Origin of the sequence: Bittarella massiliensis (ex Durand et al. 2017), from assembly GCF_001486165.1 — a bacterium.
GTDB lineage: Bacteria > Bacillota > Clostridia > Oscillospirales > Ruminococcaceae > Bittarella > Bittarella massiliensis.
Genome location: NZ_LN908976.1, coordinates 38294 through 50523, shown reverse-complemented (window position 1 = coordinate 50523; position 12230 = coordinate 38294). Strand labels below are relative to the sequence as shown.

General features: G+C 64.2%; 11 protein-coding genes. All 11 read left to right on the top strand.

The annotated features are described in order from the left end of the window. Positions 1–30: 30 nt before the first annotated feature. The 11 genes from BN3266_RS03750 (at position 31) to BN3266_RS03700 (ending at position 12189) form a co-directional block, all read left to right on the top strand. Positions 31–294 carry an HPr family phosphocarrier protein gene (locus BN3266_RS03750; protein WP_021661156.1) on the top strand — a complete coding sequence of 88 codons (264 nt, stop codon included), beginning with the start codon at positions 31–33 and terminating at the stop codon, positions 292–294. 84 nt (positions 295–378) lie between these two features. Next, a complete protein-coding gene (gene uvrC / locus BN3266_RS03745; RefSeq protein ID WP_059003911.1) occupies positions 379–2199 on the top strand; it encodes an excinuclease ABC subunit UvrC in 1821 nt (606 codons plus the stop codon). Positions 2200–2324: 125 nt separating this feature from the next. Beyond that, positions 2325–2867 (top strand): 16S rRNA (guanine(966)-N(2))-methyltransferase RsmD, encoded by a 543-nt coding sequence (gene rsmD, locus BN3266_RS03740; RefSeq protein ID WP_059003909.1) that lies wholly within the window; start codon positions 2325–2327, stop codon positions 2865–2867. Then, positions 2868–3359: a pantetheine-phosphate adenylyltransferase gene (gene coaD, locus BN3266_RS03735; protein ID WP_059003907.1), complete on the top strand. Its 492-nt coding sequence runs from the start codon at positions 2868–2870 to the stop codon at positions 3357–3359. It begins immediately after the preceding gene. Beyond that, entirely contained in the window at positions 3356–3808 is a 453-nt protein-coding gene (locus BN3266_RS03730) for an ATP synthase subunit B family protein (RefSeq protein ID WP_021661161.1), read from the top strand. The genes coaD and BN3266_RS03730 overlap by 4 nt, the downstream gene beginning before the upstream one ends. 1221 nt (positions 3809–5029) lie before the next feature. Next, positions 5030–5452, top strand: a complete 423-nt coding sequence (gene mraZ / locus BN3266_RS03725; protein ID WP_021661164.1) for a division/cell wall cluster transcriptional repressor MraZ — start codon at positions 5030–5032, stop codon at positions 5450–5452. Positions 5453–5475: 23 nt separating this feature from the next. Then, positions 5476–6438, top strand: a complete 963-nt coding sequence (rsmH, locus tag BN3266_RS03720; protein WP_059003905.1) for a 16S rRNA (cytosine(1402)-N(4))-methyltransferase RsmH — start codon at positions 5476–5478, stop codon at positions 6436–6438. Position 6439: 1 nt separating this feature from the next. Then, positions 6440–6910 carry a hypothetical protein gene (locus tag BN3266_RS03715; protein WP_059003903.1) on the top strand — a complete coding sequence of 157 codons (471 nt, stop codon included), beginning with the start codon at positions 6440–6442 and terminating at the stop codon, positions 6908–6910. Between the two features lie 76 nt (positions 6911–6986). After that, entirely contained in the window at positions 6987–9200 is a 2214-nt protein-coding gene (locus BN3266_RS03710; protein ID WP_021661167.1) for a penicillin-binding transpeptidase domain-containing protein, read from the top strand. A 173-nt stretch (positions 9201–9373) separates the two neighbouring features. Continuing rightward, complete coding sequence (locus BN3266_RS03705) at positions 9374–10819, top strand: UDP-N-acetylmuramoyl-L-alanyl-D-glutamate--2,6-diaminopimelate ligase (RefSeq protein WP_059003902.1); 1446 nt, start codon at positions 9374–9376, stop codon at positions 10817–10819. After that, on the top strand, positions 10816–12189 hold the full coding sequence (locus BN3266_RS03700) for a UDP-N-acetylmuramoyl-tripeptide--D-alanyl-D-alanine ligase (protein WP_059003900.1): 1374 nt from the start codon (positions 10816–10818) through the stop codon (positions 12187–12189). The genes BN3266_RS03705 and BN3266_RS03700 overlap by 4 nt, the downstream gene beginning before the upstream one ends. The last annotated feature ends 41 nt before the right edge of the window (positions 12190–12230 follow it).

Sequence of the window (12230 nt, the reverse complement as noted above, 5' to 3'; positions counted from 1 at the left end):
GCAGAATTTACGGACAAGGAGTCTATCGCTATGTTTGTGAAAGATGTTGTTGTAGAAAACCAGGTCGGTCTGCACGCCCGCCCGGCCACCTTCTTTATTCAGAAGGCCAACGAGTTCAAGTCCTCCATCTGGGTCGAGAAGGACGAGCGCCGGGTCAACGCCAAAAGCCTGCTGGGCGTCCTCTCCCTGGGGATCGTGGGGGACACCGCCATCCGCATCCTGGCCGACGGCAGCGACGAGCAGCAGGCCGTTGAGGCCCTGGTGGCCCTGGTGGAGTCTGGCTTTAAAGAGTAGGCATTTGGGATATGCGATCGGGCGCCGCCGGGCCTTTCCGGCTGCGCCTTTTTTGCGTCTTTGCAGAGCGGGAGGAGGAGCGCCATGACACTGGAACAGCTGCGGCAGAAATCCCATCAGCTGCCCCTGGAGCCGGGGGTCTACATCATGAAGGACAAGACCGGTCAGGTCATCTATGTGGGCAAGGCCAAAAAGCTGAAAAACCGGGTTTCCAGCTACTTCATGGCGGTGGAGAGCCACCTGCCCAAGGTCTATCAGATGGTGATGCACGTCAACGACTTCGACTTCATCGTCACCCAGAGCGAGTTCGAGGCCCTGGTGCTGGAGTGCAGCCTCATCAAGCAGTACAGCCCCAAGTACAACATCCTCTTAAAGGACGACAAGGGCTACCACTACATTAAAATCACCCCCGGCGACTGGCCCGACATCCAGGCCGCCAAGCAGAAGATCGACGACGGCAGCACCTATATCGGCCCCTACACCAGCTCCTTCATCGTCACCCAGAGCGTGGAGCTGGCCAAAAAGGCCTTTCTGCTGCCCAGCTGCAAAAAGCGCTTCCCCCAGGACATCGGCCGGGAGCGGCCCTGTCTCAACTACCACATCAAGCAGTGCTGCGGGGTCTGCACCGGCAAGATCAGCCAGGCCCAGTACCGGGAGATGGTGGACCGGGCCATCGCCTACATCACCACCGGGGCCGACAAGATCATCAAAGACCTGCAATCGGAGATGCAGCGATACAGCGAAAACCTGGAATTCGAGAAGGCCGCCGCCGTGCGGGACCAGCTGCAGTCGCTGCAGCGGCTAAACGAGCGGCAGAAGGTGGTCTTTGAGAGCAAGGTGGACATGGACGCCATCGCCCTGGCCAAGGGGGAGGGAAAGGTCTGCGTGGTGGTCCTCAAGTTCCGCCAGGGCCGACTCTCCGACAAGGACGAGTACCTTTTAAAGGACGACGGCGCCCCCGCCGACATCCTCAACGAATTTGTGGCCCGCTACTACACCACCCGCGCCGACCTGCCCAAGGAGGTGCTGCTGGAGCTGGAACTGCCCGACCGCCCCCTCATCGAGCAGCTGCTGAGCGAGCGGCGGGGGAGCAAGGCCGAACTGCTGATTCCCCAGCGGGGAGAGAAGCTGCGGCTGGTGAAGATGGCCTACGACAACGCGGTCACCGGCATCTCCTACCGCAGCCGCCGCCCGGCGCGGGAGATCGCCGCCCTGGACGAGCTGGCCAAGCTGCTGGGGCTGGAAGAACCCCCCGCCTATATCGAGAGTTATGACATCTCCAATCTGGGGGAAAGCTACAAGGTGTGCGGGATGGTGGTCTTCAAGGACGGCCGCCCCTACCGCCGGGCCTACAAGCGCTTCAAGATCCAGACGGTGGTGGGGCAGGACGACTACTCCTCCATGAAAGAGGCCCTCACCCGCCGGCTCACCCGGCTGAAAAACGGCGACGCCGACGAGGGTTTTGCCACCACCCCCGACCTGATCCTCCTCGACGGCGGCAAGGGGCACGTCTCGGCCATCCGTCCCCTGGTGGCCGAGATGGGGCTGCAGATCCCGGTGTTCGGGATGGTCAAGGACCAGAAGCACCGCACCCGGGCCATCGCCCTGGACGGTTCGGAGGTGGCCCTCTCCTCCTTCAAGGCGGCCTTCAAGCTGGTCACCACCATCCAGGACGAGGTGCACCGCTACGCCATCTCCTACCAGCGCAAGCTGCACAAGAACTCGGCCCTCAAGTCGGAGCTGACCAACATCCCCGGGGTGGGGGAGAAGCGGGCCAAACAGCTGCTGGGGGCCTTTCAGTCGCTGGAGGAGATCTCCCTGGCGCCGGTGCAGGTGCTGATGGACCGGGGCAAGCTGCCCAAGAGTGCCGCCCTGGCCGTCTACAACTACTTCAATGGGAAGTAGTGCCAGCCCCTGCAAAGGCTGTCGAAAAAACTTGACAACCCCTTTCCCATTCGGGATAATATGAACAGTAACAGGAGAGAGCGGACCACCGGGCGCGCCCGGGCCGTCCGCACGAGGAATCTGCCATGAGAGTCATTACCGGAACAGCCCGGGGCGTCAAGCTGGAGACCGTCCCCGGGCAGGATGTCCGCCCCACCGCCGACCGGGTGAAGGAGGGGCTGTTCAGCGCCATCCACTTTGAGCTGCCCGGCCGCACCGCCCTCGACCTCTTTGCCGGCTCCGGCCAGCTGGGGATCGAGGCCCTCAGCCGGGGGGCCAGCCTCTGCGTCTTTGTGGACCAGGACCGCCGCAGCCAAGAGGTGATCAAGCGCAACGTCCAGGCCGCCAAGGTGGCCGAGCGGGCCCGCGTCATCCAGGCCGACGCCCTGGCCTACCTGGCCCGCTGCCGGGAGCGCTTTGACTTCGTCTTTGTCGATCCCCCCTACCACTGCGGCCAGTACGGCGAGATCCTCACCGCCCTGGCGCCGGTGCTGGCCCCCGGGGGCAAGGTGCTGGTGGAGGGTGAGCGGGACCTGCCCTTGGAGGAGAGCTACGGCCTCCTCCTCAAACAGAAGAGCTACCGCTACGGCAAGACGGTCGTCTCCCTCTACCAGAAGGGGGAGGAGTAGATGCGCACCGCCCTCTGCCCCGGCAGTTTCGACCCCATCACCAAGGGCCACCTGGACATCATCCTGCGGGCCTCCCGCCTCTTTGACCGGGTGGTGGTGCTGGTCTCGGTCAACCCCGACAAGCGCACCGCCTTCTCGGTGGGGGAGCGGGTGGAGCTGATCCGGGCGGTCACCGGCGACCTGGCAAACGTCGAGGTGGACGCCTACCAGGGGCTGCTGGTGGACTACGCCCGCCAGGTGGGGGCCACCGCCTCCATCCGCGGCCTGCGGGCCGTCAGCGACTTTGAGTACGAATTTCAGATGGCCCTGGCCAACAAAAAGCTCGACCCCCAGCTGGAGACCATCTTCCTCAACACCAATTCCAAGTACATGTACCTCAGTTCCAGCCTGGTCAAGCAGATCGCGGCCTTTGGCGGCGACATCGACGACTTTGTCCCCCAGGCGATCATCGAGCCCATCAAACAGCGGTTGAGTAAAGGAGTGTCAAAATGAACATCGACGAGATTTTGGATTTGCTGGACGAGGCCCTGGAGGATGCCTGGACCCTGCCCCTCTCCGGCGGCCGCCGGGTGGTGGACATTGAGAAGATGCGGGAGCTGACCGACGACATCCGCCTCAACCTGCCGGCCGAGGTGCGCCAGGCCAAGGCCATTGTCAACGACCGGGCCGAAATCATCTCCACCGCCAAGAAGGAGGCGGCCTCCATCGTCAAAAAGGCCGAGGACAAGGCCCGCGCCATCGTCAACCAGGACGACCTGACCAAGGCCGCCCAGCAGAAGGCGGCCGAGATCATCAGCCAGGCCCAGATGCAGGCCCGGGAGATGCGGCAGGCCGCCACCGAGTTTGCCGACAACCTGATGAAGAGCACCGAGCAGTTCCTGGTGGCCTCGATGGAGGAGGTCAAGGAGACCCGCACCAAGCTGCGGGGCCGCAAGAAATAGCGCCTGTTCTGCCTGCGTTCGCGCCGCGGGGGACCCAATCGGTCCCCCGCGGCGCTTTTTTTGCGGGCCGACCCGACTGACCGGCGGGGGATGGCGCGGTCGCGCGGGAGAGGCGGCCTGCCGGTACCAGCCACCCTGCCCCGCTGTGGTCGGGAGAGGGAGGAGGGGAGGGGGGGCTTTGCAGGCAATCGCCCTTTCCGTCTGCGGCAACTTCTGCCGGGTGGCAACCCCCCATTTGGAGAGGGAGCCGTCCTCGCTTTTTCGATCCCACCCACGGGGAAGGGGGCGGAGCGCCGCCGCCGTGCGGGGGGCATTCCGCCGGTGCCGGGCGGTGGCGGTGTGGAGAGGAGAAGGGGGAAGTCACCTCTGAACGGCCGTCCCTGCGCGCTTTTGTGGCAAACCGCTTTTGGGGGATAAGGCGGTCCAGGAGGGGAATATGCCCTGTGTTTTCCGGGCACGCCCGGCCGGAGAAAAAGGGGGGCGGCTCTCGGGCGAACGCGCAGCCCCCTCTCTCCTAGCAAAGGGGGGCGCTTGATCCCAGCAAAGGAAGCGCTCGATCCCAGCAAAGGGGGCGCTCGATCCCAGCAAAGGGGGCGCTCGATCCCAGCAAAGGGGGCGCTCGATCCCGGCAAAGAGGACGCTCCCTCCTGGCAAAGGGAGCGCTCGATCCTGGCAAAGGAGGCACTTGATCCTGACAAAGGGGGCGCTCGATCCCGGAAAAGGGGGCGCTCGATCCCGGAAAAGGGGGCGCTCGATCCCGGCAAAGGGGACACTCGATCCCGGCAAAGGGGACACTCGATCCCGGCAAAGGGGGGGCGCTCAATCCTGGCAAAGGAGGCGCTCAATCCTGGCAAAGAGGACGCTTTCTCCTGGTAAAGGAGGCACTCTCTCCCGGCAAAGGGGGCGCTCAATGCCCCCTTTGCCTCTCTAAAAAAGGAAAGACCTCCCCTTCCTCCCACCGGCGACCCTGTCCCCCACTTTCCCCCACCGCCCAGAGAAGAGAGGAAAGGACTGGAAAAGAGCGCACAAAAAAGAAGTGTTCTTCTGTCGTTTTTGTGAAAAACGACCTGAAAAAACGGCGGTTAAGGAAACAATTGGAAATGTAAACATTCCAAAAAAACGAGCCCGGCCCTTGATTTTTGAGGGGACGGGCCCTATAATAGGTTCAAGTGGTGAAAAGTGGTGGAAAAAGGCACGAAACACCACAAAGGGGGTGAGGAGATGCTCATCGGGGAGTACAGTCACAACATCGACCCCAAGGGGCGGATGATCTTTCCGGCCCGGCTGCGGGACGATTTAGGGGTGCGCTTTGTGGTGACCAAAAGCCTGGGCGACGCCTGTCTGGCTGCCTATTCCTACGAAGAGTGGAACCTCCTCGCCGAAAAGATCAAGGGCCTGCCCATGTCCAAGGCCCGGCCCTTCCAGCGCATCCTCTTTGCGGGCGCGGTGGAGTGCGAGCCGGACAAGCAGGGGCGGATTCTCCTGCCCGCGGCTCTGCGGGAATACGCCGGGCTGGAAAAGGACGTGGTGGTGGTCGGCGCCTCCAACCACGCCGAGATCTGGGACAAGTCCCGCTGGGATGCGGAGTGCGCCAAACTCGATTCCGACGACATCGCCGGGATCATGGACGAGCTGGGCTTCTAGCCCGCAGAGGGGGGAGAGAGCCGGTGGAATTTTCCCACAAGCCGGTGCTGCTGGGGGAGTGCCTGGAAAACCTGGCCATCGACCCCGCCGGCATCTACCTGGACGGCACGGCCGGCGGCGCCGGCCACTCGCAGGAGATCGCCAAGCGGCTCACGACCGGCCGGCTCATCGCCCTGGACAAGGACCCCGACGCGGTCAAGACCGCCAGCGCGCGGCTGGCCCCCTACCCCTGCGCCCAGGTGGTGCAGGAGGACTTTAAAAACGCCGCCCCCGCCCTGGACGAGCTGGGCATCAAGGCCATCGACGGCGCCCTGCTGGACCTGGGGGTCTCCTCCCACCAGCTGGACACCCCCGAGCGGGGGTTTTCCTACCGGGCGGACGCCCCGCTGGACATGCGGATGAGCCAGTCCGGCCTCTCGGCCTACGACGTGGTCAACGGCTATTCCCCCGAAGAACTGACCCGCATCCTCTTCGCCTACGGCGAGGAGAAATACGCCCGGCAGATCGCCCGCAAGATCGAGCGGCTCCGGGAACAGCACCCCATTGAAACCACCGCCCAGCTGGTGGAAGCGGTCAAGTCGGCCCTTCCACCCGCGGTGCGGCGAAAAGAGAAAAATCCTGCCCGGCAGACCTTTCAGGCCATCCGCATCGAGGTCAACGGGGAGTTTGAGAGCCTGGCCGCCGGGATGGAGGCCATCTTTGACCGGCTGGCCCCGGGCGGGCGCTTCTGTGTCATCACCTTCCACTCCCTGGAGGACCGGATGGTGAAGCGCCAGTTCGCCAGTTGGACGGTGGGCTGCACCTGCCCGCCCGACTTTCCCGTCTGCGTCTGCGGCAAGAAGCCGCGGGGCAGGCTGATTTACAAGAAACCCATCACCGCCACCCCGGAAGAGCTGGCCGAGAACCCGCGCAGCCACAGCGCCAAGCTGCGGGTCATCGAAAAGCTGCCGGAGGCGGGCGGACCCATTCCCACGGAGAGAGGATGAAGTGATCATGCGAAACACCAGCGAGGCGCAGGCCTACGACCTGTCGCTCTTTGAAAACCGGGAGCCCCGGATGCGGGTCATCAAAAATGAGAAGCCCCTGCCCCAGAAAAAGAGCACCCCGGCGGCCAAGATCCTGCTGGCAGCGGTGGTGGTCATCCTCGCGGGGATGATGCTCTACTCCCGGGTGCAGTTGGTGGAGCTGGGAGACGATCTGCGGGCGGCCAAGACCGAACTGGAGAGCACCCAGAGTGAGACCACCCGGCTGAACATGCAGGTGGAGAGCAAGATGTCCCTCGCCCACGTGGAGGAATACGCCCAGAACACCCTGGGGCTGGTCAAGGTGGACAACCAGCAGGTCGAGTACGTCAGTCTCAACCAGGAGAACAAGGTCTATGTGGCAAAAAACGACTCCCCGGCCAAGGGCATCCTGGGGACCATCGGCAGCAAAATAAAGGAATACCTGGGCCTTTAATCCAATAGGAATGAGTTGAGAGGGTTGAGAGAAAATCTTGACCCTTTTTTTGGCAAAGGGGGCAGAGAGCTGCATTATGAAACCGACGAAAAAGATGCACATGCGGGTCTATATCATCCTCTTTTTGGTGGTGATCATCGGCTTTGGCACCGTGTTCGGCAGCCTGGTGAATATACAGATCTTCAAGGGAAAGGAATACCGCGACCTGGCCAGTGAACAGCAGCTGCGCGACACGGTCATCAACCCCACCCGGGGCGACATCACCGACCGAAACGGCAACGTTTTGGCCACCTCCAACACGGTGTGGAACGTCATCCTCTCCCCCAACGACATCAAAGACGACGCCCAGAGGGAACTGATCGCCTCCGGGCTCTCTGCCATTTTAGAGGTCGAGAAGGACGAGATCCTAGAGAAGAGCCACAAGAGCAACTTCCACGAGTACCTCAAGAAAAAGGTGGACAAAGAGACCGTCGACAAGGTGCTCCAGTTTGCCAGCGAGAACAAGATCGGCGCCATCTACACCGCCGAGGACACCAAGCGCTACTACCCCTACGGCAACTTCTGCTCCACCGTGCTGGGCTTTGTCGGCAGCGACAACCAGGGCCTGGCCGGGGTCGAGAGCTACTACGACAAATACCTCACCGGCACCCCGGGGCGGGTGGTTTCGGCCAAGAACGCCCGCGGCACCGAGATGGATTTCGAGTACGAAAAGATCTACGACGCGGTGCAGGGCAACACGGTGGTCCTCACCATCGACGAGGTCATCCAGCACTATCTGGAGAAATATCTCCAAGAGGCGGTGGACGAACACCACGCCTCCGAGCGGGGCGGCGGCATCGTCATGAACGTCAAGACCGGCGAGATCCTCGCCATGGCCACCAAGCCCGACTTTGACCCCAACGAGCCGATGGAGCTCTACGACCCGGCCGCCCAGGAGCGGGTGGCCAATTTGGAAGGGGACGAACTCAAGACCGCCCTCGCCAACGAGCGCTCCCGCCAGTGGCGCAACAAGGTCCTCAACGACCTCTACGAGCCCGGCTCGGTCTTTAAACCCATCACCGCCTCCGCCGCCCTCGAGGAGGGGGTCGTGAGCCAGGACAGCGGCTTTTACTGCCCGGGCTACTACATGGTCGCCGGGCGGATGATCAAGTGCGCCAGCTACGCCAAGGGCGGCCACGGGCAGCAGAACTTCATGGAGATCATGAAGAACTCCTGCAACCCCGGCTTCATGATGACCGCCGAAAAGCTGGGGGCGGAGAAGTTCGCCACCTACTTCAAGGCCTTCGGCTTCACCGAAAAGACCGGCATCGACCTGCCCGGCGAGGCGCAGAGCATCTACCACCAGACCTTCAGCGCCGTGGACCTGGCCTCCAGCTCCTTTGGCCAGACCAACTCGGTGACCCCGCTGCAGATGGCCACCGCCATGTGCGCCGTGGTCAACGGCGGGCACCTCTACCAGCCCCATGTGGTCAAGCAGATCCAGGACAAAGACGGCAACGTGGTGGAAAACTACGAGCCCACCGAGGTGCGCCAGGTCATCAGCGAGTCCACCTCCAAGCAGATCGCCGAGATCATGGAACACGTCATCGCCGACCCCAACGCCTCGGGCAAAAACGCCTACGTCAAGGGCTTTCGCATCGGCGGCAAGTCCGGCACCTCCCAGAAGCTGAGCTCCGGGCAGGAGTCGTCCTACGTGGCCTCCTTCCTGGCCTTCGCCCCGGTGGACGATCCCCAGATCCTGGTGCTGATGTTCCTGGACGAGGCCCACTCTTACAGCATCTACGGCTCCTCGCTGGTGGCGCCGTCGGTGGGCAAGCTGATGGCGGACATCCTGCCCTACATCGGCATCGACCCCCAGTACGAGGAGGGGGACGCCGCGGCCATGGTGTCGGCCCCCAAGGTCACCGACAAGACGGTGGAGGCGGCCGAGACCGACCTGCGGGCCAAGGGCTTCAAGTACAACAAGGTCGGCAACGGCGACTCGGTCGTCAAGCAGTACCCGGCGGCGGGCACCGCCATCCCGGCGGGCTCCACCATCACCCTCTACACCGAGGAGGACGCCGAGCAGACCATGACCCGGGTGCCCAACCTGGTGGGGATGTCGGCCTCCACCGTCAACCAGGTGGCCACCAACGCCAAGATCAACATCAAATTTTCCGGCGGCGGCTCGGACAACACCGGCTCGGTCTCGGTGGCCCAGTCGGTGGCCGAGGGGGAGGAAGTGCCCATCGGCACGGTGGTCACGGTGGAGCTGCGGGATAAGACCGTCAGCGACGACACCGCCGACTAGCCCCTGCAAAAAAAGACGGCCCGTTTTGCATTGGCGGGCAAAATAGAGTATACTATTTACTTTTAGGGGGGCTCTTTCACCCCCCCAGAAGGGCGGCCTCTCCGCCCCCGTTTGGCGGGGCGGGCAGAGGCGCCATGACCCGGAAATCCAAAACGGTTGGAGGCAGTAGCGCAATGGTTTTAGCAGAACTCTTACAGGCGGCGGGGCTGCCCGCCCCGGCCGCTGCCGGCGGCGCCCAGGTGGCGTCGGTGGTGTCCAACTCCCGCAAGGCGGTGGAGGGCAGCGTCTTTTGCTGCATCGTCGGCGGCAGCGCCGACGGCCACGACTTTGCCGCCCAGGCGGTGGAGAAGGGGGCTGTCTGCGTGGTGGCCCAGCGGGACCTGGGGCTGCCCTGCCAACTGCTGGTGGAGGACACCCGCGCGGCTTACGGCGCCCTCTGCGCGGCCTTCAACGGCTTTCCCGCCGACCGGCTCAAGATGATCGCCGTCACCGGCACCAACGGCAAGACCACCGTCACCACCCTCATCAAACAGGTGCTGGAGTACACCGGCGCCAAGGTGGGGCTCATCGGCACCATTCAAAACGAGATCGGCGAGGTGAAGCTGCCGGCCAAATTCACCACCCCCGAGCCCGACGACCTGCACGGCCTGCTGGCCAACATGTGCCGGGCGGGGTGCGAGTACGCGGTGATGGAGGCCAGCTCCCAGGCGCTGGACCAAAACCGGCTGGCCGGGGTCACCTTTCAGGTGGGGGCATTCACCAACCTCTCCCAGGACCACCTGGACTACCACGGCACCCTGGAAAACTACTTTCAGGCCAAGGCCAAACTCTTCGCCCAGTGCCGGCAGGCGGTCACCAACCTCGACTGCCCTTACGGCCGCCGCATCCCCCAGTTGGCCGGCATCCCAGTGCTGACCTGCTCGGCCCAGGGAGAGGCCGATCTGACGGCCAGCGACATCTGCCAGCGGGCCGACGGGGTCTCCTTCACCCTCTGCTACCGGGGGGAGCGCTGCCCGGTGGACATCAAGATGCCCGGCCTCTTCTCCGTCTACAACGTCCTGAGCGTGGCCGGGGTCTGCCTCTCCCTGGGGCTGCCCCTGGCGGTGGTGGCCAAGGGCCTCTGCCACTGCAAGGGGGTCTATGGCCGGGCGGAGGTGCTTTACAGCGGCGACTTCACCGTCATCTGCGACTTCGCCCACACCCCCGACGCCCTGCAAAACCTGCTGGAGACCATCAAGCCCTTTGTCAAGCGGCGGCTGATCGTCCTCTTCGGCTGCGCGGGCAAGCGCGACCGCACCAAGCGCCCCAAGATGGCGAACACGGTGGCCGACTTCGCCGACTTGATGGTCATCTCCTCGGACAATCCCCGGGACGAGGACCCCTATGTGATTTTGGAGGACACCGTCGCCGGGGTGCGGGACCGGGGCGTCCCCTACCACCTGGAGGTGGACCGCTACTACGCCATCCGCTGGGCCATCGACGAGGCCGGGCCGGGGGACGTGGTGGTCCTCTGCGGGAAGGGACACGAAAACTACCAGGCCATCGACACCTGCACCGTCTACTTCGACGAGCACGAGATCGTCAAGCGGGCCCTGGAAGAGAGGAGGGAGCGCCCATGAAACCGCTGCGCTTACAGGCGATCGCCGAGGCCATCGGCGCCTCGTACACCGGGGAGCTGACGGTTTGTGATGTCAGCAGCGACACCCGCGCCATCGGGGAGGGGAGCCTCTTCGTGGCCATCCGGGGGGAGCGCTTTGACGGCCACGCCTTTGTGGCCCAGGCCTTTGAAAAGGGGGCGGCGGCCGCCGTCCTCTCCGACCCGGCCTTTGCCGTGGAGGGCAGACCCTGCCTGGTCTGCCCCAACACCCTGGACGCCATGATCCAGATCGGCGGGCTCTACCGCCAGCTCTTTGACGTGCGCTGCGTGGGGGTCACCGGCAGCGTGGGCAAGACCACCACCAAGGAGATGCTCTACGCCGCCCTCTCCCCCTTTGGCAAGACCCTCAAGACCGAGGGCAACCAGAACAACGAGATTGGGATGCCCCGCACCCTCTTTGGGCTGACGGACGACACCCGGCTGGCGGTCATCGAGATGGGGATGAGCGGCTTTGGCGAGATCGAGCCCATGACCCGGGCGGTGCGCCCCGAGGTGGCGGTGCTCACCAACATCGGCGTCTCCCACCTGGAGAAGCTGGGCACCCGGGAGAACATCCTCACCGAGAAATTGAGCATCACCCGGGGGCTGCAGGGGGTGCGCACCCTGGTCCTCAACGAGGACAACGACCTGCTCTCCACCGTGGAGCGGGCCGACGGCGCCCGGCGGATCATCCGCATCTCCCTGTGCGACCGGGACGCCGACATCTGGGCCGACGCCCTCTCTTCCGACACCGACCGCACCCACTTTGTGGTACACTATGCCGATGGCGCGGCCTACCCCGCCTGCATCCCCTGCCTGGGGCAGCACAACGTCTACGACGCCCTGCTGGCCCTGGGGGCGGCCGAGGCCTTTGGCTTTGAGCGGGCGGCGGCGGTGGCGGGGCTGGAGGACTACCAGACCGCCGGCATGCGCCAGCGGGTAAAGAAGCTGGCGGGCATCACCGTCATCGAGGACTGCTACAACGCCAGCCCCGACTCGATGCGGGCCAGCCTCGCCCTGTTGGGGCAGAATTTCGGCGGCGCCCGCAAGGCCGCCGTCCTGGCCGACATGCTGGAGCTGGGCGAGCACTCCGCCCAGATGCACCGGCAAGTGGGCAGGGACGCGGCGGCCGAGGGGATCGACGCCCTGTTTTGCTACGGGGAGCAGGCCCGGCTGATCGCCCAAGGGGCGAGGGAGGCCGGCTGCAAGGCGGTTTTCTGCTTTGATGAAAAGGACCGGCTGGCCGAGGAGCTCTGCCGCTGGCTGGCCCCCGGGGACTGCGTTTTGGTCAAGGGCAGCCGGGGGATGAAGCTGGAAGAGGTGCTGGAGATCGTCTACGGGGCGATGGAGTGACCCGATTTGGAATAGAAGCCGGAAAAAACGGGCAAAAAGAG

Coding starts and splice junctions, on each gene's coding strand:
- BN3266_RS03750 (WP_021661156.1), top strand. CDS start 31: ATGTTTGTGAAAGATGTTGTTGTAGAAAACCAGGTCGGTCTGCACGCC.
- uvrC (WP_059003911.1), top strand. CDS start 379: ATGACACTGGAACAGCTGCGGCAGAAATCCCATCAGCTGCCCCTGGAG.
- rsmD (WP_059003909.1), top strand. CDS start 2,325: ATGAGAGTCATTACCGGAACAGCCCGGGGCGTCAAGCTGGAGACCGTC.
- coaD (WP_059003907.1), top strand. CDS start 2,868: ATGCGCACCGCCCTCTGCCCCGGCAGTTTCGACCCCATCACCAAGGGC.
- BN3266_RS03730 (WP_021661161.1), top strand. CDS start 3,356: ATGAACATCGACGAGATTTTGGATTTGCTGGACGAGGCCCTGGAGGAT.
- mraZ (WP_021661164.1), top strand. CDS start 5,030: ATGCTCATCGGGGAGTACAGTCACAACATCGACCCCAAGGGGCGGATG.
- BN3266_RS03710 (WP_021661167.1), top strand. CDS start 6,987: ATGAAACCGACGAAAAAGATGCACATGCGGGTCTATATCATCCTCTTT.
- BN3266_RS03705 (WP_059003902.1), top strand. CDS start 9,374: ATGGTTTTAGCAGAACTCTTACAGGCGGCGGGGCTGCCCGCCCCGGCC.
- BN3266_RS03700 (WP_059003900.1), top strand. CDS start 10,816: ATGAAACCGCTGCGCTTACAGGCGATCGCCGAGGCCATCGGCGCCTCG.